This window comes from Flavobacterium galactosi, from assembly GCF_048158585.1.
Classification (GTDB): domain Bacteria; phylum Bacteroidota; class Bacteroidia; order Flavobacteriales; family Flavobacteriaceae; genus Flavobacterium; species Flavobacterium galactosi.
On sequence record NZ_JBLNKV010000009.1, the window covers coordinates 34701 to 60514 of the forward strand.

General features: G+C 36.1%; 21 protein-coding genes and 1 pseudogene. 3 read left to right on the top strand and 19 right to left on the bottom strand.

Translation table 11 applies throughout. From position 1 onward, the window contains the following. Positions 1-99 precede the first annotated feature (99 nt). The 19 genes and pseudogenes from ACM55M_RS16350 to ACM55M_RS16440 form a co-directional block, all read right to left on the bottom strand. Positions 100-1290 carry a multidrug effflux MFS transporter gene (locus ACM55M_RS16350; RefSeq protein WP_416858751.1) on the bottom strand — a complete coding sequence of 397 codons (1191 nt, stop codon included), beginning with the start codon at positions 1288-1290 and terminating at the stop codon, positions 100-102. Between the two features lie 102 nt (positions 1291-1392). After that, positions 1393-1893: a cupin domain-containing protein gene (locus ACM55M_RS16355; protein ID WP_416858752.1), complete on the bottom strand. Its 501-nt coding sequence runs from the start codon at positions 1891-1893 to the stop codon at positions 1393-1395. Between the two features lies 1 nt (position 1894). Beyond that, positions 1895-2215, bottom strand: a complete 321-nt coding sequence (locus ACM55M_RS16360) for a DUF3861 domain-containing protein (RefSeq protein WP_416858753.1) — start codon at positions 2213-2215, stop codon at positions 1895-1897. 4 nt (positions 2216-2219) lie between these two features. Continuing rightward, entirely contained in the window at positions 2220-3206 is a 987-nt protein-coding gene (locus ACM55M_RS16365; RefSeq protein ID WP_416858754.1) for a PDR/VanB family oxidoreductase, read from the bottom strand. Between the two features lie 16 nt (positions 3207-3222). Continuing rightward, a pseudogene (locus tag ACM55M_RS16370) lies at positions 3223-3435 on the bottom strand (hypothetical protein); the annotation flags it as partial. A gap of 53 nt (positions 3436-3488) precedes the next feature. After that, entirely contained in the window at positions 3489-4271 is a 783-nt protein-coding gene (locus ACM55M_RS16375; protein WP_416858755.1) for a Rieske 2Fe-2S domain-containing protein, read from the bottom strand. Between the two features lie 111 nt (positions 4272-4382). Beyond that, entirely contained in the window at positions 4383-5981 is a 1599-nt protein-coding gene (locus ACM55M_RS16380; protein WP_416858756.1) for a glycoside hydrolase family 43 protein, read from the bottom strand. Positions 5982-6006: 25 nt separating this feature from the next. Beyond that, a complete protein-coding gene (locus ACM55M_RS16385) occupies positions 6007-8022 on the bottom strand; it encodes a glycoside hydrolase family 3 protein (protein ID WP_416858757.1) in 2016 nt (671 codons plus the stop codon). Between the two features lie 3 nt (positions 8023-8025). Beyond that, positions 8026-10335 carry a glycoside hydrolase family 3 C-terminal domain-containing protein gene (locus ACM55M_RS16390; RefSeq protein WP_416858758.1) on the bottom strand — a complete coding sequence of 770 codons (2310 nt, stop codon included), beginning with the start codon at positions 10333-10335 and terminating at the stop codon, positions 8026-8028. An 11-nt stretch (positions 10336-10346) separates the two neighbouring features. Then, positions 10347-11921 carry a GDSL-type esterase/lipase family protein gene (locus ACM55M_RS16395; RefSeq protein ID WP_416858759.1) on the bottom strand — a complete coding sequence of 525 codons (1575 nt, stop codon included), beginning with the start codon at positions 11919-11921 and terminating at the stop codon, positions 10347-10349. A gap of 15 nt (positions 11922-11936) precedes the next feature. Then, the gene (locus tag ACM55M_RS16400; protein ID WP_416858760.1) at positions 11937-13388 is read right to left on the bottom strand and encodes a glycoside hydrolase family 1 protein; all 1452 of its coding nucleotides are present in this window, start codon (positions 13386-13388) and stop codon (positions 11937-11939) included. Positions 13389-13517: 129 nt separating this feature from the next. After that, positions 13518-14729 carry an MFS transporter gene (locus ACM55M_RS16405; protein WP_416858761.1) on the bottom strand — a complete coding sequence of 404 codons (1212 nt, stop codon included), beginning with the start codon at positions 14727-14729 and terminating at the stop codon, positions 13518-13520. Positions 14730-14769: 40 nt separating this feature from the next. After that, positions 14770-17622 (bottom strand): TonB-dependent receptor, encoded by a 2853-nt coding sequence (locus tag ACM55M_RS16410; protein WP_416858762.1) that lies wholly within the window; start codon positions 17620-17622, stop codon positions 14770-14772. Positions 17623-17755: 133 nt separating this feature from the next. Next, a complete protein-coding gene (locus ACM55M_RS16415) occupies positions 17756-18664 on the bottom strand; it encodes a helix-turn-helix domain-containing protein (RefSeq protein WP_416858763.1) in 909 nt (302 codons plus the stop codon). A gap of 38 nt (positions 18665-18702) precedes the next feature. Then, positions 18703-19458 carry a cyclase family protein gene (locus ACM55M_RS16420; protein ID WP_416858764.1) on the bottom strand — a complete coding sequence of 252 codons (756 nt, stop codon included), beginning with the start codon at positions 19456-19458 and terminating at the stop codon, positions 18703-18705. A gap of 72 nt (positions 19459-19530) precedes the next feature. After that, positions 19531-20271, bottom strand: a complete 741-nt coding sequence (locus ACM55M_RS16425; protein WP_416858765.1) for an SDR family NAD(P)-dependent oxidoreductase — start codon at positions 20269-20271, stop codon at positions 19531-19533. An 80-nt stretch (positions 20272-20351) separates the two neighbouring features. After that, entirely contained in the window at positions 20352-21647 is a 1296-nt protein-coding gene (gene hisD, locus ACM55M_RS16430) for a histidinol dehydrogenase (protein WP_416858766.1), read from the bottom strand. Between the two features lie 7 nt (positions 21648-21654). Continuing rightward, on the bottom strand, positions 21655-21951 hold the full coding sequence (locus tag ACM55M_RS16435; protein WP_416858767.1) for an antibiotic biosynthesis monooxygenase family protein: 297 nt from the start codon (positions 21949-21951) through the stop codon (positions 21655-21657). Between the two features lie 225 nt (positions 21952-22176). Continuing rightward, positions 22177-23070, bottom strand: a complete 894-nt coding sequence (locus tag ACM55M_RS16440) for a helix-turn-helix domain-containing protein (RefSeq protein WP_416858768.1) — start codon at positions 23068-23070, stop codon at positions 22177-22179. A 153-nt stretch (positions 23071-23223) separates the two neighbouring features. Here ACM55M_RS16440 and pcaH point away from each other — a divergent pair, with 153 nt between their 5' ends. From pcaH to pcaB, 3 genes are read left to right on the top strand one after another with little or no spacing between them, the layout of a single operon-like run. After that, a complete protein-coding gene (gene pcaH, locus ACM55M_RS16445) occupies positions 23224-23931 on the top strand; it encodes a protocatechuate 3,4-dioxygenase subunit beta (RefSeq protein ID WP_416858769.1) in 708 nt (235 codons plus the stop codon). 29 nt (positions 23932-23960) lie between these two features. Further along, positions 23961-24479, top strand: a complete 519-nt coding sequence (pcaG, locus tag ACM55M_RS16450) for a protocatechuate 3,4-dioxygenase subunit alpha (RefSeq protein ID WP_416858770.1) — start codon at positions 23961-23963, stop codon at positions 24477-24479. Between the two features lie 23 nt (positions 24480-24502). Then, positions 24503-25813, top strand: coding sequence for a 3-carboxy-cis,cis-muconate cycloisomerase (gene pcaB, locus ACM55M_RS16455; protein ID WP_416858771.1), 1311 nt, complete (start codon positions 24503-24505; stop codon positions 25811-25813). The last annotated feature ends 1 nt before the right edge of the window (position 25814 follow it).

Consider the following 25814-nt stretch of genomic DNA (forward strand, 5'->3'; position numbering starts at 1 on the left):
TCCGGTCGTGCGAACCCAAAGCTTCGGCAATAGCCTTGCCCATGCCACTTGTCGCTCCAGTTACTAAAGCAATCTTTGCGGTTAAATCGAATAGATTTTTCATACTGTTTTTTGTTTTAAAAAGTACTGCATGCTAAAGCTAATGCCGCTTAATACTATCATCGTTACGACCATAGGAACTGCACTGCCATTTTGAAAATAGCTAAGAATTGCTGTGACCAATGCGCTCAATGCCATTTGTGTCACACCCATAATTGCATTGGCACTGCCTATGTTTTCAGTAAAAGGACGAATGGTTATTGCCATAGTATTGGGAGAGATCAACGATAAAAACAACATAAAAAAACACATTCCCACCAGAAGATGTTCTACCGTCAAGGAGTAAATGGCGGTATATAATAAATAACAACAAACTAACAATTGTATTCCTACTGCCCAGAATGCAATGTCATAACTGCTAAATCTTCGTAATAATATCCTGTTAAACTGACTACCTACAATCATGCAGGAAGCAGTACTGGCGAATATCCATCCAAATTGTTGCTTGCTAATTTCTAAAACACCAATAAATAATAAAGAAGAACTTGAAATCCAACTAAACAATACCGCTGATGCCAAGGCCGTAATGATAGCGTATCCCATATATCCTTTTGTCAGGATTACTTTTTTATAATTTCCTAGTATCGCTTTTGGTTTTAAAGAATAGTTAGCGTCTGCTTCTTTCACATGGGGGAGGAAAAAATGCAGTGCGGCTAATAAAATCAGCGCCATTACTGCCAAAAAGATAAAAATACCTCTCCAATCAGAAAAGAGCAGAATAAAACCGCCTAAAGTTGGCGCAATTATAGGTGCAATTCCCATAATTAGGGAAAGTGTTGAAAACATGGAGGCAATTTTTTCTACAGGAAATACATCTCGCACCATCGCTCTACTTCCTACTGAACATACACTGATACTGATGGCTTGAAAAAAACGAAAAGCACATAAAAGGATTATATTTCCAGCTACAGCACATCCTAAAGAAGTCAGGAAAAAAAATGCTAATGCAATTAACATCGGGTTTTTACGTCCAAAACGATCCAAAATCGGTCCATTAAAAAACTGCCCCACGCAAGCACCAGCAAAAAAAGTACTCATAGAAAGGGTAATCATTCCCACATTTGTGCCTAAATTTTCAGCCATTGCAGGAAATGCAGGCAAATATAAATCGGTTGAAAAAGGCATCAACCCATTCAAACAGCCTAATACAATAATCAGGGTTTTTATATTAATTTCTTTCGTTTTTGTCATTTGAATTTATTTCCGAAGCATCATTATTTGTTTCGTTTCACTACACAAAAAGTACTCGGATTTATGATTTAATAATTACACACAGCGGCATAGTAATGAATTTTAATGTTGCATATATTCAGGAAGCGGCATTCCGTTAATCTCGTATGGTTTTGCCTCAATGAGTACAAAAACAATTCTGCAAACTTCCGTTTCACTTGGATTTTTCCATTTGTGTAAAGTACCGCGTTGAATTATAATTTCTCCGGCACCAATTCTCTTCGAAACTTTATTTTCTAATTCAAGTTCAATTTCACCGCTAATTATAATTCCATAATCTATGCTGTCCGTTCGGTGAAGTGGGGAAGAAGCTCCCGGTAACATATCTACAATACGAATCACCGAACCTCCTTTTAGAGTTGTACCAGCATCTCTTTTGGCACCATCAGTTTCGTCATTGCAATCTGCAGGAACGGTAGCTGTTGTCCAGAAAGTAGCCATCGCAGCATCGCCAGTTGGGATAATAACGGTTTGAAATTCTTCGTCGGAAGTAAATACCGCAGTGCCTTCGTGAGTATGACCGGTTACAATTCTTCTGATTGGTAAACTTATTTTACTTTTCATTTTAATTTTTTTTGTCTTCGATTTGAGTTGGTGTTGACTTTAGCTTTTTCATAAACTCGCTAAAAGCAGGCCTAAACTCACTAAAAAGTTCATTTTCTCTATTTTTCAGCATCACTTCGCTAAACATTTTCAATCCAATGGCAAATTCAATGGCTTGGTTTTCAGTCTGAAAAAGATTTCTTTGTTTCATTCTTTCAACAATGGTGAAAATGTTGTCATGATTGTCGAATTCCAATTCTATTGGTAGATAGTTCGTATCGTCCACTTTTGATGTCGCCAACAGTTCCAGATTTAATTTGTATTTATTGGTTCTTTTTTCCATTTTTTTAGTTTTTTTTATTTTCTCCACGATATGAGGTATCGATTGTTAATTCTCCTTCAAACACTCGAGAAACGCAGGCGCATATTTGTTTGTTTTCTGACTTTTGTTCTTCACTAAAAAAAGTATCTCGATGGTCAATTTTACCTGTATATTTAATAATATCAACTACGCATAATCCACACTCTCCTTTTAGGCAATCCGACATAACTTCAATTCCATTGTCTTTCAAAGTATCTAACAGGGTAGTGTTTATGGAAACCGAAAGGGTTTTATTAAAACGAGGTAGATTTATTTTAAAAGACTGTGTAGGATAGCTACCCGTTGTTCCAAACGTTTCATACCTCAAATCAAAAGAAGAAAAGCCATTGTCGTGCCAAGCTTGTCGAATATCATCGAGCATTCTCATAGGTCCACAAAAATAGAGTTGTGTTCCTTTTGGAAGTTCTGCAATTGTTTTCTTAATATTTAAACGTTGGTTTTCATCTTTAATATAACAACTCAAATTATCTCCAAAGGATTCAGAGAGCATTTCCAGGAAAGGCATTTCTTTTCTAGAAGCACCAGCATATTCTAACCGAAAATTAGATTTTTTATGTTTTAGTTCCTGCGCCATGGCAATAATAGGAGTAATGCCAATTCCTCCAGCAATCAATATATAATTATCACGCCCAAATGTCATTTCGAAATGATTTTTTGGTTGTGATATTTGAATTTTTTGCCCTTCTTTTAATTTTCCGATATATTTTGAACCTCCACGACTTTCAGCTAGCAGTTTAACTGCAATAGTAAGTGGTTTCCCTTTTTCAGATCTTCCAATTAGGGAATAACTTCGTATGCTTGGACTATTATCAATAAAAATTTGAACGTCAATATGTGAACCCGGAGTATAGGCAGGAATTTCACTCAAGGAAAATTCAATGTGCTTTACATTTTCTGCAATCAAAGACACTTTTGTTATTATTGCTTCTTTCCAAATATTTGAATATCTCATTGTATTTTTATTACTGTTAATCTAAAGCCTCTTTTGCAACCATTTCATCTACAATTCGTCTAACCCACATTGCCCCGCCATCTATATTTAAATTATAAAATTCCCGACCTGGATTGTTTTGAATAGCAATTTGTTGTGCTTCTAAGATATCTTCGTCTTGGGAAAAAATATGAGAAACCCCTGCTCTTAATTCATGTGTTCTTCTTTGATTTAGGATGTCATAATTTCTACAAAACGACCAAAAATAATGACAAGTGGTATCGGTTTCTGGCGTAACAGTATTTAAAACAAAACATTTACACCTTGCGAGCGGTCTCCTTCAAAAGCACCTGTGTTTTTTAGGGCAACTCCCACGTCTATAGTAATGGTTGATGGTGCTTGGAAATTAATAATTTGCCATCTATCTACATTTCCTTCTTTGCCTAATTGTCCTTTCCAAAAAGGAGGAGGTTCAATGTCTAACATCCAACGGGTCACAGTTACTGAATTATCGGTGTGAGTTACTTCGAAGGGTGCTTCTGCTACTGCATCATTACCAATGCTTTCTCCATGTATAAAAGTTTCATGGGTCAAATCCATTAAATTATCTAAAATTAATCGATAATTGCATTTTCCATATATTACTTCTCCATCTCCTGCCCAATCAGCATCATTATTCCAGTGTAAATCAGGTACTTTTGATTCGTTAGCTTCAGCAGGATCTCCCATCCATACCCAGATGTAACGGTGTTTTTCTACAGCAGCATAACTTTTGACACAAGCAGAAGGATTAATTGTTTCTTGAGAAGGCATGTAGGTACATCTACCTTCCTTATTATAATTTAAACCATGATAACCACAAATTACTTGGTCGTTTATCAATTTTCCTTTAGAAAGAGGTAATAATCGATGCCAACAAGCATCTTGAAGAACTACTACTTTGTTGTCAGAAGTACGGTACATTACCAAGGGCTCATTCGCAATTTTTCTAGCAAATAATTCTTTTTTAACTTCTACATCCCTTGCGCAAGCATACCAAGCATTTTTAGGGAAGCTATAATTCATTGTAAATTTGGTCTCCTTCATGATTGTTTTTTTTAATTATTATACATCTCCTTACTATTTCCTGTTTTTTTTATATTTTTAAAGAGTTAAAACATCTAATTTCAATTTTACGGTTTTAGATAATCACAATTTTTATTTCGCTACTTGATAGCTGAAATTCTCAAAATCGGCAGCTGCTTTAGATTTTACATTATTTCCAGTGGCATACAAACCTATGTATGTTCCCGTAAAACCTCCTGCCGTCTCCGTACTCAAATATTTTGTATCAACTTTTCCAAGAGTGATTACGGCATTATTAGCTTGCGAAAAACCAAATTCATAAAACGCTTGTGTTCCAAAAACAGTCAGTTTTACAGGGCCTTTTTTTAAGTGCATTCGCTTTTCAATGGCTTTTATTTTACCAATATTATAAGCTAAAACTAACTCGCGTTCTTTTCCTATTTTTCTAATAAATAGTTTGTAATGGTGTAACCCATCTTTATACATCGTAATTCCGGCCTCCTCATTGTCAGTTGTTGGATTAAAATCAATTGTAGTAGTAGCATTAAAATTAAAGTGTTGTTGTCTCCTTCCTGCAAAGGTTACGCCCGGATTCTCACTCAATGATTTTTCACTACCATACAATCTTAAATAGCCTTTGTGTTTCGTAAGTGAGTAGTTTTGAGGTATTGGATTATTGATGTAATTCCATTCGAAACCTAACGTATCACTATTGAAATTTTCATTCTGATTGAAATTTTTAGCTGTCACTGCTCCGGGAAGTTTGTCGACTTTCATTTCCAATGCCATGCTGCCATTCCTATTTACTACAGGCCATTCGTTTGGATTCCAAACCACGGGAGCCAAAAAGGTTTCTCGTCCTAAAATTTGGTGGTCGTTTAATGGTCGGAATCCCAATGCTACCATAAACCAGGAGCCATCAGTGGTTTGGACTAAATCCGCATGGCCCATACCTTGGATCGGATTGTTTTCTTCATTCGAATTGGCGTGTGTCAGGATAGGATTTGCTGGATTGGACTCATATGATCCCCAAATATTTTTGCTTCTGGCAATGGTCACTTTATGTCCATATTCTGTTCCACCTTCGGCAATTATCAAATAATAGAAACCGTCTTTTTTGTACAAATGAGGCCCTTCCGGGAATTTTCCGCCGGTTCCTTTCCAAATCGTTACAGGCTCTGAAAGTAGTTTTCCAGTAGCTAAATCTATTTCGGACATCACAATCCGATTTTTTACGGGTCCCCAATTTTGCGCAGACGTAACATAGACTTTTCCATTATCGTCAAAAAATAAACTAGGGTCAATTCCCGGAGTTTCAATCCAAATAGGATTTGACCAAGGTCCGGCTGGATTTTTGGCCGTTACATAGAAATTTCCTTTATCAGTAATATTGGTGGTGATCATATAAAACAGACCATTATGATATCTAATAGTAGGAGCGAAAATACCCAAGGTTGTTTCAGCTTTCGCCAATGGCAATTGTTCTTCTCTGTCTAAGACATAGCCAATTTGTTCCCAGTTGACCAAATTGGTACTGTGAAAAATTGGTACTCCAGGAAAATATCCAAAGCTGCTGTTTACCATATAATAATCGTCTTGCACCTTACAGATGCTTGGGTCTGGATAAAATCCGGATAAAATAGGATTTTGATACGTTACTTGACCATAAACGACTACTTGAATTAACAATAAAAGTAGTGCTGGGATTAATTTTGTTTTAGTAGGACTCATTTTTTTAATGTATTGAATAGTGTAATTAGTAGCTCAGTCCAGCACCAAATAGGAATAGAGCATATCCTTTAGGTTTCAAATAACCAGGAACATCCGATTGGTTTTCTAAAACAGCTTTTGTTGAAATGGGTGTGGTAAAGGGCATTTTTCCGGAAGGATTAAACAATCCGCTTACTACGTCGAGTACCGCTTGTTGTGTCGTTCCAAATGTAGCCAGGACGGTTTTAAGTTTTCCATTGTCAATTTCATCAATCACCCACGGACTGGTATAATTGATAACGGTGATAGTGGGTTTACTTTGTGTAATTTCGTTTACATGGGCAATATCAATTTTATTTTTGGATAAACGCAATTCAATAGGACTGCCAGTGGCACCAAACAGACTCCCTGAATTTGGGATTAACCAAAGTAAAACCACATCAGCTGCTGCTGCTGAATCAACAAACTCCAAATTGGGATAGTGTGCGTTCGGTTTGTTTACAGCAATAGGGCTTTTGGATTTCCCATTGTCATAATAGGTTTCAAAATATATTTTTGTTTTTTTGGAAATAGGTAAAAGATGGGAATCATTTCGAAGCAAAACAATTGATTTTCTCTGGGCGATATCTGCTTTTTTCTGAAATTCGCCATTTCCAACTATTTTAATGGCTTCATCAGTATATACATAGGGGTTTTCAAACAAACCCAATTCAAATTTTTCTCTTAAAAGTCGGGTTATAGATTCGTTGATTCGGCTTTCAGAAACGAGTCCTTTTTTTACGGTTTCCAATAATAAAGTGGGGTCTGCACTGCCGGAAAATATATCAACACCACATTCAATGGCTTTTTGATAGCGTTCTAAAATGCTCAGGTTTTCAACGCCCCATGGCATCATGTCTATAGGCCCGGTATCTGAGTTGATAATACCTTTGAATCCCATTTTTTTACGTAACAAGTCATCAATAATTGCTTTGTTGTATGAAAAAGCTACTTCTTCATATTGTGTACCGATTGGTTTTGCATAATACGGCATTATCGAAGAAGTTCCTGCTTCGATTGCCGCTTTGAAAGGCTTGAGATGGTAATCAAACATTCCCCCCGGATAATGCTGGTCTTTTCCCCATTCAAAATGAGGATCTTGCCCGTCTACTTGTGGTCCTCCGCCAGGAAAATGCTTGGTAGTCATAGCAACTGAATTTTTGTTCAGTTGCTTTCCTTGAAATCCTAATACGATTTCACGAATCATATCAGCAGCTAAATCGGCATCTTCACCAAAAGTGCCTTCTATACGTTGCCAGCGGGGTTCAGTCGCTAAATCGGCCATGTACATGTATCCTTTTCGCAAACCTACAGCAGTCCATTCTTTGGCTGCGATTTGGGCAAATTCACGGGTCAGTTTCAAATCCCTCATTGCTGCAAGGCCTAACTCGCTCGGCCATTTGGAGAAAACAGTCGTGCCAACACTCAGGCCTATAGCAGCATCTACGGTGATATGATTGCGTGGATTTGAAGCTACAATACAAGGAATACCTAACCGTGAAGTTTCGGCTAACGCCTGTAAATTATTCGACCAATCCGCCATTATTTTTGCACTGGTATTCGCCCGTACAATAAAGTGCCGCAGCTGGTATGTCAAAACCCCTTTAGTCGTTCCTGCTGCCGTCATCGTTGGATTAGGTAATGGCTTACGACTAAACATGTTTATGTTTTGTACCAAATCTTCTTCATTGAAACCACTGGTAATTTCTGATTGAGGTGCATTTTGTTGAAAGGAATAATCACCCGCCAAACGAGTGGTACTGATGATCATAAAACCTATTTTTTCTTCAAGAGTCATTTTAGAAATAAGGTCTTTTATTCTAATCTCGTCAGGAAGTCTCCAATCTTCATATTTATCGAGTTGGCTGTTTTTGTTTAGATCTTTGAATTGAAAGCCGTCTATTTTTAATAAATGAACAGACCGATGTCCCAGTTCAGGCTGAACTGTATTTTTTACTATTTTAGTGGAATGGCAAGAAAATAATAGTATAAGAACAACGATAAACCAGCTATGATTTTTCATGTGTTATTTTTTACGGTTAACCATTAGGATGTCTTTTTCTAAAAGAAACTCCTTTGTCTTTTTGATATCCAATGAAGAGGCTCCTATTCGGATTGTATATTTTCCCGCTTCGGCTATCCAGGAAGAAAGGCTGGGGTCATAGGAAGCTAACTCGTCGGGACTAAGAGTGAAACTAATAGTTTGTGATTCGTTCGTCTGTAATAATTTAGTTTTTGCAAATCCTTTTAACTCTTCGGATGGTTTTTTTAGTTTTTGGGAAGGGGCACTCAAATACAATTGTACTACTTCTTTTCCTGCAGTTTTACCACTGTTTTTTATGGTAATAGTTGCCGTAATTTTACCTTTAAAATCAGTTGAACTGAGTTTAATAGCGCTATATTCAAATTGGGTGTAACTCAAACCAAAACCAAATTCATAAGCTGTTTTTACCTTTTTAGTGTTGAAATAACGGTAACCCACATAGATATCATCATCGTATGTTATCTCAGCGGGATACGTAGGCATTACAGGATCCAGTGTTTCATTTTCTTTAAGCGGAAGTTGTTTTCCAGGGAAACTTTGTGATGAAGGTACGTCAGTATAGGAAACAGGAAATGTAGCCGTTAATTTTCCTGATGGGTTTACTTTACCCGAAAGGATATCGGCTATGGCATTACCACCTTCCATACCCGGTTGCCAAGCCATCAAAATAGCATCAACCCAAGGACTCCAACTCGCCATTTCAATAACACCACCAGCGTTGATAACTACAATAACTTTCTTGTTTTTAGCATGGAAAGATTCAGAAAGTGTTTTAAGTGTTTGTTTTTCAGCATTAGTTAAATTGAAATCATTTTCTACTTTACGGTCTTTAGATTCACCGGATATTCTGCCAATTGTGATAATAGCAACATCAGAATTAGCGGCTGATGCTACAATTAGCTCGTTTTTAACTTCCATTTCTTTAATGGAAAAAGGATTAAAAACGTCCATAAATGAAGGAGCCGGCTTTTTTGCATTTTCTGATTTTACGTAATCTTCATAAGTAGATTTGTTGTTTTGTTGCAATTTGAATCCAGAATTCAGTAAGCCTTCGTCAAGAGAGATCGTATATTTTTTCACCACATCTCCACTACCTGTTCCGCCCGCAATAATGTCATAAGAAGCGTTGCCAAATAAGGCAATAGTACTGGATTTTGGTAATGGTAAAGCATTTTCATTTTTTAATAAAACCATTCCTTCGGATGCTACCATTCGAGAAATAGCTGCGTTTGCCGTTAAATCGGGTTTGTTTGAATAGTTGTATTTATTGAACGTAATGGTTTTTACAACAAGATTTAAAACGCGTTCTACACTCAAATCTAAATCAGCCATAGCAAGCGAGCCGTTTTTTACCGCATTGCTAATGGTTTGTGCCTGATCTGGTCTTCCCGGCATTTGTAAATCATTTCCAGCTCCTAAAGATATAGCCGCATTTTGCCCTGCAAACCAATCGCTCATCACCAGACCTTTAAAACCCCATTCTTTGCGTAAAATTTTGCTTATCAAATGGTTGCTTTCTGATGTGTAAGTACCATTGATAAGATTGTACGAAGTCATCAACGTCCAAGGATTTGATTTTTTGACTGCTATTTCAAAACCTTTTAGATAGATTTCTCTCAACGCCCGTTCGCTTACAATGGTATTTAATTTCATTCTATTGGTTTCGGTATTATTGGCTGCAAAATGTTTTACAGAAACTCCAACACCATATTTCTGAATACCATTGGTAACTGCTGCTGCAATTGTTCCCGAAAGAAAAGGATCTTCAGAATAGTATTCGAAATTTCGACCTCCCAAAGGATTTCTTTGTATGTTAAAAGCAGGAGTCAATACAATATCAATTCCATATTCTTTGGCTTCACGACCTAATATTTCACCCGCTTTTTGGGTCATATTGATATCCCAAGTGCTGGCTAATAAAGTACCTATCGGAATGGCTGTGGTGTATTTTGGTTTGTCATTAGATAAATCCAAAAAATGAATTCCAGCTGGCCCGTCTGATAAAGTAATACTTGGAATTCCCAACCTGTTTATGGCGTGTGTTCTTCCCGATGTACCCGGAACTTTAGGTGCTATTTTGTCGTCTTCGGGATCATTAGGAGGCAATAATCCTGCCGGAGCTCCCGGAATGTACATACCCATTCCTACCACTAATTTCACTTTTTCGTCAAGCGTCAAAGCTTTGATTACTTGTTTGATGTTGTTTTTATTTAGTTGCGGAAGTGTTTTTTCTTGTGCTGAAACCAATAAATTTAGTAAACAAACTGAAAGTAGTAGAATTGATTTTTTCATTTTAAACTATTTTATTTTAAGGCCTTATTAATTGCTTTTTCAGTTAAAGGCTCCATAATTTTATAACCCGCTAATGTTGGATGCACGCCGTCATTGGTAAACTCCTTTTTAAAACCTTTCTTTTCATCGACTAATGGCGAATAATAATCGAGGTAAGGAATATTGTTTTTTAAAGCATATTCTTTAAGATTATTATTCAGTTTTATTACTTTATCGATTGGCTGAATTTCAGGTTTCCAAGCAAAATTATAAACGGGTAAAACGGACGTTAATACTACTTTTATATTATTAGCTTTGGCTAAATCCACCATCGAAATGATGTTGTTTAAGGTGTTTTGTAAAATATAAGGACCAGTCATTTCTGCCACGTCATTAGTTCCACCATTGATGATTACTAGGTTTGGCTTTAGGTTAATTACATCTTTTTTAAAACGCACCAAGGTTTGACCCGTCGTTTGACCACTAATACCTCGGTCAATGTATTTTTTTTCTGCAAACCAAGTAGAATCTATTACTTTCCAATTTTCGAAAATAGAATTACCTAAAAAAATCACTCTTTTCTCGTTAGAATTTGGAGCAGGCAAATTTTTGTTTTCTAGTTCATATCGTTTTAGGAAAGCCCAATCGTAATGTAAATTGTCTTCCTTTTCTTTTAAAAACTGTTTGAAAGCTTTTTGCGTTTTGAAATGTGCCGAAATTGGAGTTGGTTGTTCTGGCCACAATAATCCTTGTAGTTCTAGCCAATCGCCAAAACGGTCTATCCAGCTCTCAACTGGTAAATCCAGTTTACGCATCCCAAAACCGTGACCACCTTTAGAATAAATATGCAATTCTGCCGATTTTCCTGCGGTTAACCAATCGCTATAGGTTTTCACGCTATTTGGGGCTAAACCCAATTGGTCATCCGAAGCGGCTGCGATAAACAGGGGAGGAGCATCAGCAGGGACAGTAGTGTTTTTTAAAGCGCCAGTATAAGCATAAATTGGGGCTGCAAAATCGGGACGATTGCTTCCTTTGGAATTGAAAACTGTACCGAGAGCAACTGTTCCTCCAGCAGAAAAACCTATAATTCCAATTCTATTTTTTTCGATATTAAATTCAACAGCATGATCTCTCACATATTGTATCGCAGTAAGTCCATCGGCTATTGCCAAAGGAACAACAGGTGCATTGACGGAATCTAATTTTTTTCTGTTTTCGAATAAGGGAAAAATCTCTTTTACGGGATCGTCAGTTTCACTTTTTACGAGCCTGTATTTTAAGACAAAGGCCGTAATTCCTTTAGAATTTAGCCATTTCGCCACGTCAATTCCTTCGCTGTTGATAGATAAAGTATGAAAACCACCTCCAGGACAAACGATTACTGCAGTTCCGTTTGCCAATGCTTTGTTTGGTTCATAAACCGTAAGTATGGGTTGTGACACATTGTAAACCATTTGGGTTTGAAAAGTCTCTGAAAACATTTCTTTTTCCTGCCAATTCCAGTTTTCTGAACCAGGAGCTTTTCCCTGATATAGCGAAATCGTTTTTTGGGCATTTGAAATAAATGCGATAAATAATACAATTAGAAAGGCTTTATTTTTCATTATGATCGGTGCTAGTTATTGGTTTTTATGCTCTTTAATTAATTTTTGATACTCAAAATAACTTTGCTTTGGAATGCGCTCCTGTGTTTCAAAATCAACGTAGATTAATCCGAAACGTTTGGTGTAACCAAATACCCATTCAAAGTTATCCCAACCGCTCCAGGCAAAATAACCAATCATTCTAACGCCGTCTTTTTTTGCCTTTGCAACTGCTTCAATGTGACGTTTGATGTAATCAGCTCTTAAAGGGTCTTTTACAATAGGACTTTCCTTGATGTCTTCTCCTTCAAAACCAGCTCCGTTTTCGGTAATCATTATTTCAGGATTGTTATACTCTTTTTTTATTTTAACAAGAAATTTATACAGTTCTTCAGGTCTTACAGGTCCATTGTGGGATTTAATTTTGTCGGTGTTTACATCCATCCACTTTGTTTCAAAAGGCTCTGCAGCATCGTATTTCACTAAGGCCGGGGCATAAAAATTAATCCCCAAGAAATCGGGCTTATTTGCTGCCAGTATTTTCATGTCGGCGGTCGTTGGTTGGAATGCAGGATCATGTTTTGTAAAAAGATTTACTACTTCTTTTGGATAAGTGCCTTTGAAATAACCATCAAGAAAAACGGTATTCAACAATTTCTCTTGTAAGGCAGAGGCTTGTCCGTCTTTTGGATTGTTAGGATCCAAAGGGGAACAAGGAGAAAAATTGAAAGTCATACCAATTTTTCCGCCCAAATTCATTTCGTGATACATTTTGATTACTTCTGCACTGGCCACCATTTCTCTGTGTGCTTTCATCATCCCTCGCGCAAAACGGGTAACAGCTGGTTCTTTGCTTTGTTCCATGTTTAGAAGATATTCTGCCACAAAGAATTCGATATAAGGCTCATTGAATGTAATGAAATATTTTACTTTTTTTCCATAACGCTCCAAAGCTATTTTAGCATAATTTTTATACCAATTAATCATTTCCGGATTTCCCCAACCTCCTTTTTGTACTAAAGCGAAGGGATAATCAAAATGATAAAGCGTAACTACCGGTTCTATTCCGGCTGCTTTTAAATCATCAATTAAAAGGTCATAGTGGGCTAACGCTTTTTCGTTCACGGCACCAATACCATTCGGAATAATGCGGCTCCAGTCTAATGAAAAACGGTAGGAGTTAACCCCTAATTCTTTCATCAATTGAATGTCTTTAAGATATTGTGTTCTATCGTACATATTGATCGATACATTGGCCGTTTCTTTTTTACCGGTAATAAATTGAGTTACACCTACTTTATTAGCAAGGAAATCCCATTTTGATTCCCCTTTGCCATCCGTTTGATATCCACCTTCCACTTGATATGCTGCAGATGCAACACCCCATAGAAAAGGAGTTGGATTTGTTTTTTTCTGCGCTTCTGTTTTTTCCTTGCATCCTAATAAGCATACAAATGCGATAATTAGAATTGAAATACGTTTTGTCATTTGTTTTAATTTTTGATTGCTTTTTTCTAAAGTTTAAAGTTGTTTTTTTTAGGAACCATATTGTAGAAACTATTTTTATTGCTATTGGAGCTTCAACTATTTGTTAAAAAATTTAATTTTAAAATGAGTTTAGTGATTGTTTTTAAGATTGCTAAAAGATTTAGTTTCTTGTAATTTAAAAACAAAAAACAAGCCCAACACAGCCATAACAGCAGATACCCATAGAAATGCAGATGGATCTATTTTATCCGAAAGTACTCCTGATACTGCAGGGATTATTACACCTCCTACAATTTCTCCTATGCCCATAACCAAGCCCATCGCTTTAGCGCGCAAGTGGATTGGCACTCCTTCTGAAGGGATTACTGCAGCAACCATAGCGATACATCCCATTGCTAAATAGCTGATAAACATGGCAGGAAGTTGGAGGGCAGATCCACTAAGGAAATGTACAGTAAAAGGGTATAATATCCCTAGACCCATAAAAATAAACATGATGGGTTTACGTCCAAATCGATCTGAAAGACCTGAAACAAGTATAGAACCTACCAACCCTGATAATCCTAATAGTCCCATAGTTTTACCCATTTCATCAGCTGACATTCCCTGTACTTCTATAAAATATTTTGAGATAAAAGGGAGTGTTGCAAACCACCAACCAAAAACACAACAAGTTAATGGGATTCCCCATTTTATATTGTTATACTGTACTAATTCAGAAAAATTAATTGTTGAAGTGGTTTTGCTTCCTGTACTTTCTGCAGTGGATTTTTTGATATAACGCCAAGCTAATAGCGCTAAAATTAAACCTGGGATTCCCGCAATATAAAATGCTTTTCTCCAACCCATACTTTCAGCAATAGCTACCAGTATAACAGGCGCTAGAATAGAACCAAAAAGTGCCGCTCCAACCCCTTGTAGAATACCTGCATTAAGTCCCAATCGATTTGGAGAAGATTCTCTTTCAACAAAATTTTGTGCAAGAGGAATTACTGCACCTTCAGAAAAGCCCATTACAAATCGAGCTATAAATAACGTTGCAAATGACAGGGCTACTCCTGATCCGAATGAGCAAAGTGAAAAAGTGATTACTGTGATTAGGAAAACTAATTTTTTTTGGTTTTTTGCTTCAGCCCATGCCACAGTAAAATAGCTTGAAAAGGCCCATGCTAATGAAAGAGACCCAGCTAGTAATCCTATTTGGGTGTCATTCAAAACTAAGTCTTTTGCTATATAAGGCATAAGAAAATTAAGTGCTAAACGGTCAAAAAATAGGCAACCGAAGACGAGTGCCATTAGGGCAACCATTCCATTTTCGTAGGTAAAAAATTTGTTTTTCATATAAGATAAAATAATCCCCCTTTCGGGGGATTTAGATTAATTAAAATTTAAAAGAAGCAGTCAGGAAAAAAGCTCTAGGCATACTTCCTTGAGTGGAATAAACCGCATTCGGATTAGCATCAATGTATGCTTTTGAAAATCCTTGGCGGTCTAAAGCTGCCGGGAAACCTCCTGGTCCGGACCAACCCATTACACCATAAGTATTCAAAAGATTATTAACATTGGCCTGAAGTCCGAATTTTTTGCTGAAATCATAACCGAAAGTTAAGTCTAATGTGGTGAATGCAGGCATTTTGAATGCGTTTTGCACATTGGCTTGTCTTGCTCCCATATAGCTTACATTTAAGGAACTATAGAATTTGTTTATATTGTAGCTTGGGCTGATGTTGAATATTAAACCAGCGTTATTATCGGTTTCATTTCCTGATAAATCCAGTAAAACATCATCACTCGGTCCATTAGCATTAGCAATCCATGTAGTGTATTTTGTTGCTTTAGAATCTTGTACGGTAGCTCCTGCTCTTACTCCAAACCGATCGGTTATGACAAAATTACTTTCTAATTCTACACCGAAAGTTTTAAAAGTATTGAATTGGTTAAGCGGGTTGTAATTGGTTCCATTGGTATTGGTAAATGTTTGCGCGGTAGCTACATTGCTCAATATACTGTAAAACGGTGTAACAAACACTTTTACTTTTGGAGTGCTTATTTTATATCCAGCTTCAATTTGTTCTACTTTTTGTGCATAAGCTTTGGTATTGTCAATAAGGAATTGAGAGGTTTGGCCTAAATAAAAATTAATATCCGGTGATTTTTTACCATTGGTATAACGTACATAAACCGCTTGATTATCACTCAATTTGTAGTTTAATCCACCTGAAAAGGAAACTGTTTTAACGGTATTGTCAATTTTTAAAGGTGCACCTTGCTTTCCTCCAAAATTATCATAGATGGTTAATGGATTATTATCAAGACCGGCTGATTCTGCATTAGCTACAGGTACTGAATTGAATCCGGCAACATTCAACGATTCATATCTGATTCCCCAGTCAAAATTCAGTTTGTCTGAAATTTTCCAATCATGACCAAAAAATACAGAAGCTTGTTTTTGTCTGAATGAAGCAACATAGGCACCACTGCTTCCTGGAATCTGTACTCCATTAGGATTGGTTACTTCATAGGTTTTGCCATCAAATCCAGCTAAACTAATGTCTACTAAATGTGGTTGGTCTTGCATAGTTCCTAATGCGATTCCAAAATCTTGTGGCCCTCCAATTCGGTCTACTTTTGAATTTCCGTAAAAACCACCTAAAATGAAATTCATGTTTTTTACTTTTTTGCTGATACTAAAATTATCCATAAACTCGTTACTTTTAGTTTCTGAATAAAAAAGTGGTAAAAAGAATAAAGAGTTTTTCTGAACATTAGATCCTGGGAAATTATTGTTAGCTCCTGGAGTAAAATTAAATCCGGCAAAATTTCCATTGATTATTCTTGGTGATTGGGTAACGGTACCTAAAACTTGTCCATTTACACGATCTGTAAATGTGTATGTTCCGAATTTCCCCAAAAGGTGTGGAATAGCATAAAACAGAAAACTATCAGTAGCAAAAGGGGTAACAACAGCAGGGGTGTTGTTCACTGTTTGATTTTTTTGCAAACGCGCATCATTTTTTAGTGTAAATCCATTTCCAAGATTATGACTCCAGTTCATACCAACAGATTTTTGTTGCGAGTGAATTTTATCAGTTGACTTGAATGTTCTGGTTGAATTATTATTAATTGGAATTTCCATGGTTAATTTTGGAAGATAATATGAGTCTGTAGATGAAAAACCAGCAGGAATTTTTGGGTCATTCCAACCTATTGTTGGAGTAAATTCTGCTACAGCGTTTCTGTCGTCCAATATTTTAGCATATACTTTAATGGTACCGTTTTTATATTTATTAACGATATTGGCTCTAATTTGTCCTCCATTATTCATTGGATAGCCTAGCGCTCTTGCTCCATCAGATTCTCTGTAAAAACCACTTACATTATAAGTCAAAGAGCCTGATTTACTTAATGCTCCACCTAAATTAAGGTCAGTTCTATAATAAGGATTTTTAAAATTACCTTCCAATCCAAATTTCGATCTTATTTCTCCGGCAAAAGTTTTTCCACCTTCTTTAGATACATAATTAAAGATTCCTCCAGGGGCATTTGCTCCTAAAATTGACGCTGTTCCACCTTTTACAGCTTCTACTTTTGCAGTTCCGGCATCAAGTCTCAGGTAATAATCTACTCCTAAATTAAGGTTGGTAACCGGTAAACCGTCTTCTTGCATGGATACATAATAATACCCATTGGCATTGTCAATAGAACCCGCTGAAATACCTCTGGAATATACAGTATTCTGTACTTCACCTCTTGCTTGGTTTACGTAAACACCAGGGATATTTTTCAATAAATCACCGGCACTTGTTGCTGCTGTTCTTTCAATTTGTTTTGCACTTATTGAAGAAATTGCAACAGATGATTGCATTCGGGTACGTTTGTCAAATACTCCTGTTACCACAACTTCATCCAAAGCGGCTTGATCATCTTGTAATGCAATGCTTAACTTACTTGTTTGTGGGATTTTTATCGAAAGTTTTTTGGTTATAAATCCTATGTATGAGATGACGACTTGATAGGTTCCATTTGCTACTTTTTCTATAGCAAAATCTCCATTAGCATCCGTTACCGTACTTTTATTATTTCCTTCGATAACGATTGAGGAACCTGCTAAACCTAAACCCTTGGAATCCGTAACAGTCCCTTGGATTTTTCCTTCTTGGGCAAACAAATTAGCGCTACAAGTAGTGATTACTATAATAAGGAAGATTCTCCTTATAATTTGCGTTGTTTTCATAATTTTCACCTTTTTAAAATTATATTAGTTTTTTTTAGTTATATAAAATATGTATATGATAATATTTTACATTACAAAGATGGGATACAAAAAACAGATCTGTTAATCAAAAAAAGGCTACTACTATTCAAAATCAACACATTTGTAAATATTCCATTGGAGTTTGACCAGTTTGTTTTTTGAAAAAACGAGCGAAGTTGCTCGGATTTTGATCGCAGAGTTTTATAGCGATTTCGGAGATGTGCAAATCGGAATATTTCAGGAGGGTTTTGGCTTCTAAAACCAACATTTCTTTCAGTAAATCTTGAGCAGTTTTATCGGTACATGTTTTGACACATTTATTCAGATAATTAGGTGTAATGTTCAGTATTTTAGCGTAATCTGAAATATTTTGGTATTTATAGATATGCTGTCCTAATGCATTTTTATAGCGTTCCGTGATTTCAAAAAAGGAGTTTTTAGTTTTTTTTATTTGAAGCGGAATTTCTTTTTTCAGAGTTTCGAAAATTACCAATAAATTATAAGAAACAAGGTTTTTATTAGCTGTGTTTTCTTCTTTATACAATTCAAGCAATCTATTCAAAATAAACTCTATGTTGTTTAATGTGTTTTCAGACATCTCAATCACTGGATTCGACTGAAATTGAAAAAAAGGAAATTGTTCGCTAAGGTAATTTTTAGGTAAATAATCGAATATTTTTTCATCGAAATGAAGATAAAAACCTTCGGCGTCATCGCTTATCATTTCGTGTTGGGTAATTTGATGGGCTGGTAAAAAAAAGATAGAAGAAGGACCAAACTCATATTTGTTTAATCCTTTACTTCTTTTTGAAATTCCTTTTTTTAGAAATATAAAATCATGTACTGTTTTACGATGTGGTAAAACCTGAAAACTGGATTTATTTGAGATATCTTCCAATCTGTTGATGTGGAATTCTTGATGCGCCTGAGTAGACATAAAGGGTCTCCAAGTTGTGGTATGAGAATGAAAATTATTCATTTCAGAAGCTATCAGCGTTGGGATATACTCTTTAGTAGTCATGGTATTTTTTTTATATTTAATAAAGTTACAAAAAAATATTATTCAATTATCGCAACTGCTCTTGTCCAACCGGCGCTGGCTCCTTTTATTTTTGCAGGAAAGCAGGCTACTTTGAAACCAAATGGAGGTAAAGCTTCTAAATTGGCTAATTTTTCTATTTGGCAATATTCTTTTTCAATTCCAACATAATGGGCTTGCCAGATAATCCCCGGACGTGGATTGTTTCTAAAATCTTCTGCCTGAATGTGTAATGGAATATCCCAACCCCAACCGTCAGTTCCCATTACTTTAATCCCTTGGTCAATCAACCAATGCGTCGCTTTTGCGGAAGCGCCCACATGAATGCGTACAAAATCAGCATCGTGAATGCGTTTGTCAGCATCACAGCGAATCAGTACAATATCAAAAGGTTTTAATGTATAGTTTATAGCGGCTAATTTTTCGATTAAATCTTCTGGCTCGAACATGTAACCGTCGGGTTTATCGGTAAAATCAAGAACAACTCCATCGTGGAAAAACCAATCCAAAGGCATTTCGTCAATCGTGCGAGAAGGCTTTCCTTCACAAGTTGGATAATAGTGGTAAGGAGCATCCACGTGAGTACCACAATGACTCGTTACCGAAAGAAATTCTCCTGCAGGACCATTGCCTTCGATGAAGACATCAGTTAATCCTTCAAAAAGTTTACCACCCATTTTTTTGGCTCCTTCTTTGTGGTCTTCATAGACAATTGTAGTTGGAAGCGGTTCTTTGATTTCTTCAGAAATCGTAACGGAAAGATCTATTATTTTCATGTTGTATTTTTTTTAAATTTATTTTTTAAATTGTATTCTTTCGAATAATTTTTCGACTTTAGACTGTTTTTTTTATTTTAAAAGTCTTCCACCATCAACAGTTATAATATTTCCTGTTGAGAACGTTAGTTGAGTTGCAACTGAAAATACAGCATTGCCCACATCTTCTCCCAAAGCAAATCTTCCTAAAGGCGTATGGTCTTTTTGAGTTTTTAAAAAACCGGGATTCATTGTAGCGGTATATTCTCCTTCGACAAATCCAGGCGATACGGAAACTACTCTTATTTTTGGTGCCAATGCTCTTGCTAAAGAACGCGTCATTGAATCCAAAGCAGCTTTTGAGGCACAATAAGCGACATTACTTCCTGTACCAAAAATTCCTGCGATAGAAGAAATATTTACGATTAGTCCAGTGGCTTCTGTTGATTTTTGTAACAAATCGTTGAACGCTCTTGCCATTGCAAAAGAACCTCTAAAGTTAGTTTGCATAATTCGGTCAATCCATTCGTCGGTTAATCCGTCAAGATCATGATGTGGAACCGGAATAGTAACACCTGCATTATTCACAAGAACATCTAGTTTACCATATTTTTCTTCAACAAATACTTTAAAGGCTTTTACTTTTTCTGAATCTGTTGTTGGAGCATGAAAAAAAGCATGATTTCCTTCCGGTAAGCTTGCAATGAATGCTTCGGCTCTTTGTGAATTAGAGTTGTAACTAATAACAACATCATATCCGTTTTCGGCAAATTTTCGGCAAATCGCCGAGCCTATTTCACCAGAACCACCTGTAACTAGAACCGTTTTACGCATATTATTTATTTAAAATGATTTGAAATTTATTTAGGATTTTATAAAATCCACCAAATCTGGGTGCGTATTTTTTGCGCAGTTTACTCTTGCGAAACTTCTTTAGCACCATATCTTCTGACGCGAATATCGGCTTGTTCTTTGTGTCCCCAGAAATTTTCTATTGCACATAAACGAGAACAATATTCACCAATCATAGCACTAGCTTCCGGAGTTCTTATTTCTTGATACGAACAAGTTTTCATGAATTTCCCAACCCATAATCCGCCAGTATATTTTGCTCCATGTTTTGTTGGTAACGTGTGATTGGTTCCAATTACTTTATCACCGTAAGCCACATTAGTATATTTTCCTAAAAACAAAGCGCCAAAATTAGTCATGTGTTTCAAGAAGTATCTTGGGTCTGCTGTCATTACCTGAACGTGTTCGCTGGCAATTCTGTCCGCTTCAGCTACCATTTCATCAATAGTGTCAACTAAGATAATTTGGCCATAATCTCTCCAAGAAATGCTGGCTACATCTGCAGTAGGTAACGTTTTTAGTTGTCTTTCTACTTCTGCCAAAGTTTCGTAAGCTAATTTCTCCGAATTGGTCAATAAAATGGATGGAGATGTTGGTCCATGTTCTGCTTGTCCCAATAAATCTACAGCGCAAATTTCGGCATCGCTGGTTTCATCAGCAATAACCAAAGTTTCCGTAGGACCTGCCAATAAATCGATTCCTATTTTTCCGAATAATTGTCTTTTGGCTTCCGCTACATAAGAGTTTCCGGGACCAACAATCATATCCACAGATTCGATTGTTTCTGTTCCTATTCCCATAGCGGCAATAGCCTGGATACCTCCCAATAAATAGATTTCATCGGCGCCAGCCATATACATGGCAGCAACAGTTGCGGCAGGAATCTGCCCATTTATAGGTGGTGTACAGGCAATAACGCGTTTTACTCCGGCTACTTTTGCAGTGAGCACACTCATGTGCGCCGAAGCTACCATTGGGTAACGACCGCCTGGAATGTAACAACCCACACTGTTTACAGGTACATTTCTATGTCCAAGAAAAACACCTGGAAGTGTTTCCACTTCAATATCATGCATAGAATTTTTTTGATGTTGCGCAAAATTTCTAACCTGTGTTTGTGCAAATCTGATGTCTTCTAAAACTTGTTCCGGAACACCGCTGATAATTTCTTCAATTGTTTCTTTTGAAAGCAGAAAACTTGCCGGCGACCATTTGTCAAATTTTTCAGATAAAGATCGAACAGCGGCGTCACCACCATTTTTAACTTCTTCTAATACGTTTTCAACTATTTCTCTAACTTTTTTGTCGTTAGATTCTACTTCAAATAATGCGATTCCTTCTTTAATTATTCGTTTCATGGGTGGATTATATTTTATTGATGGTTTGAAAATGTTCTGCAATAGGTGGATTTTGAAAATGGGGAGACAAAATAGCTCTCCATTGGGTAAATAAAGGAGATTCCCTAAAACCAATAGTGTGGTCTTCCAGTGTTTCCCATTGTATTAATACCACAAATTTGGTTGGGATTTCGATGCAATGTTGGAATTCTAATCCAAGGAAACCTTTGGATTTTGCCACCACTAATTTAGCTTCCTGAAAGGCATCAATAAAAGAAGTTTGTGATTGCTCTTTTATGTCAAATGTTGCTATTTCTAAAATCATATCTCTATTATGGGAGTTAAAAAAAATCTATTCGTTGATTTAAATACTTGATTTTTTATACAATCAATAATTAATCAAAGTAATTTATACAAAATTCTTAAAAAATACTGTAGGAAGAGAATCATTTAAACGCTAGAAATAATCAAAATCAATCATTTTTATTGATTTAACTTAATTTTAAAACGATAGAGTATTCAATTTTGACTAAAAGCAGTAAGAAATAGACTAATTACTATCTTTTTGGCTGTTATTGCTTCTAAAAATATTAGGGGAAAGACCGGTTTGTTTTTTAAACAATCGGGAAAAATAAGCAGGATCTTTAAAATTTAGTAAATAGGAGATTTCAGAGATGGAATAGGAGGAATATAACAGGTATTTTTTTGCTTCGGTAATGCAATATTCGTGCACGACCTGTAAGGCTGTTTTTTGTACCAAAGTCTGGCAAATACGATTCAAATGAACGGGGGTAATTCGCAATTCATTTGCATACTCTTTTATGAGTTTAGATTCGGGTAATGTTTTTTTAATCAGTTTTTGAAAAGCATGAAAATAACCTAATGTTCTATTATTGGATAGTTCTTTTTGGTCTTCAAAGGTGTTGTTTAAATGATGCAGTCCTATGAAGAATAATTGAAATAGTGATTGAAGACTGATTTGTTTATAGGAACTGTTTTCAGAAATCGTTTTGGTTATCTTATTTTTAAGATAAATAAAATCATTTAAATCTTGGTTGTCCAAATTAAAACTATACTGTTTTGCTTTGTTTAATTCCAATAAAATAAGCGGCGTATTTTTAAAAATAGTTTCAATGAACTGTTCCGAAATAGTAAACACTTCTCCAATTACATCTGACTGAAATTCAAAGCCATGGAAGGTATTTGTGGGAATTAAAAGAATGCATGGAGCCTTCAGATTTATTCTTTTGTTGTCTTGAATCAAAACGCCTTCACCGGAAGAAATAATAAAAATCTGGAACAGATCCGTGTGTAAGTGAACGTTAATTTCCCAATTATACAATTTGCTTCTGGTTGCTAATAATTCATGGTTCACAAAATCACCAAAATCACGTTGATTATTGTCACCATAGAGCCCTTTGTAATTGAGAAGATTTTTTTTCATGGTTATTTTGAGATTACAATAGTATTAATTTTTTTTGAATTAAAAATACAAAATGTTTCTTTTGTGCAAGATTATATAGAGATAGTCCAAAATTGTAATCATCACTTGGAATACATTTGTTTTATAGATTTTTATAACTAGTAATACTATTATATGAGTGATTTTATAGAAAGCTCTTTTGATATAGAAGTGCAACCATCGTTTTTGTATCCAGAATATAAATCCACAATTTTACGTGCGCCTAGTAAACCTTTGATTGTTTTGAAGAAATCGTTGGCAGAAAAGACAGGACCTCTTTTTGAGGATTTTAATTTGGGGATTTTAGACAATAATTTGACTAAAAACGCAATCAAAAACGGTGAACCAATAGGCGAACGTATTATAGTTCATGGAAAAGTAATGAATGAAAAAGGGCAACCGATACCTCATACGCTGATTGAAATTTGGCAAGCCAATGCTGCGGGTCGGTATGTGCATAAAGTAGATCAACATGATGCGCCCTTGGATCCCAATTTTTTAGGAACTGGACGTTGCATGACGGACTCCGAAGGAAATTATAGATTTTACACTATAAAACCTGGAGCGTACCCGTGGGGAAATCATCACAATGCTTGGCGTCCCAATCACATTCATTTTTCGTTATTTGGCAACGAAATTTCCAGCCGATTAATCACGCAAATGTATTTTCCTGGCGATCCGTTGTTGCAATATGATCCTATTTATCAGGCAGTAAAAGCGAAAGGTCGCGAACTGCTGATTTCTAAATTCGATTTAGAGATAACCGAACCCAACTTTGCGCTTGGGTATCGTTTTGATATCGTTTTAAGAGGAAATCAAGCAACACCATTTGAAAACAGATAAGAAATTCCATAGAAATAATGAATAGTAAAATGTTACAAACACCTTCACAAACCGTTGGACCTTATTTTGCTTATGGGCTTACTCCTAAGCAATACTGCTATGATTTCGAAAGTTTAGTAGGAAATCGCATCTCTGACAAAACCTTGGATTTGATAACGATAAAAGGGAAAATTTTCGATGGGGAAAATAAGCCTGTTCCTGATGCCATGATAGAACTTTGGCAGAATGACGGAGCAAATCAATTTTTTGGTAGATTTGGTACAGGAACGGATGCTGAAAATCATTTTATTTTTGAAACGATAAAACCGAAATCGGTTGATGGTCAAGCTCCTTATGCCACCCTTATCATCTTTATGCGCGGACAATTAATCCATTCGTATACAAGGGTTTACTTTTCGGATGAAGAAGTATTAAATGTACAAGATTTTGTTTTAAATACGATTGATTCAGAAAGAAGAAATACCATTATTGCCCAGAAAAAAGAAGGATTTTACGAGTTAGATATTCATATGCAAGGACAAAAGGAGACCGTTTTCTTTGCTATTTAACCATTAATTTTAAAATAGTATTTATGAGCTTATACACTCAATTATTTTATTCGAAAGAAGTAGATGCGATGTTTTCGGATTTGGAAGCTATCGGAAAAATGCTGCGTGTGGAAGTGGCTTTGGCGAAAGCCCAAGCGAATAAAGGGTTGTTTTCTAAAGCTATCGCCGAAACAATAGAAGCAAATTCTAGTGCCTCTGAAATTGATATTGAAAAACTTAAAATTGATATAGCGCTTGGGGGAAATGCTGCGATTCCTTTGGTCAAACAATTGACTCAAATTGTAAAAAATAAAGATATTGAAGCGGCCAAATTTATTCATTTGGGAGCAACGAGCCAAGATATTGTGGACACCGCAATGGTTTTGCAAATACAACAATTTATCGTTTGGTTGGATAATAAAATTAATCTTTTAGAAGAACAATTAATTGCATTAACCCTCAAGTATCGCCAAACCATTATGATAGGCCGCACGCTTTTGCAACAGGCAAAACCTACGACTTTTGGATTCAAAACTGCGGGTTGGTTAACAGCTATTACAAGAAGCAAACTACGGCTGCAAGAAATTCAAAAACGCATTTTAGTAGTACAATTGGGTGGTGCAGTAGGGAATGGAAACACAAATATTTCAACAGAAATTCAAGAAGAATTTGCCCGTTTATTGGGATTAGCGCCTTCTTTTACTTGGCATTCGCACCGAGACAATTTGGCTGAAATAGCAAGTATTTTGGGAATCTTAAGTGGAAGTTTAGGAAAAATAGCCAAGGATATTTCATTGTTAATGCAAACCGAAGTTGGAGAAGTTTTTGAAGGTGCAGCTGATGGAAAAGGAGGTTCAAGCACAATGCCCCACAAACGTAATCCAGTGACTTGTGCAGCGATATTGGCGAATACGAATCGGTTGCCACATTTGGTTGCCACGATACTTTCGGCAATGCCCCAAGAACACGAGCGTTCGGCTGGCTTATGGCATTCCGAATGGGAAGTATTGACTGAAATCATGCAATTAACGGCTGGTTCTGTTGAAAAAAGCATTGCCTTAATCGAAGGATTGGAAGTCGATGAAATTCGAATGTTAGCCAATCTTGAATTGACCAAAGGCTTAATTTATGCTGAAAATTTAGCTTTGGCATTAGCCCAAAAAACAGGCAAGTCCGCTGCGCATGAATGGATCGAAAATGCGTGTAAAAAAGCGATTCAGGAAAAGAAACATTTAAAAGAAATGGTTCTCGAAATGAATATCGAAATAGCCGATTTAGACTCGTTATTCGACCCAAAAAATTCGATTGGGTTAAGTCTGGAATTAATCGACCAAGTTGTAAAGAAATACCAATAAA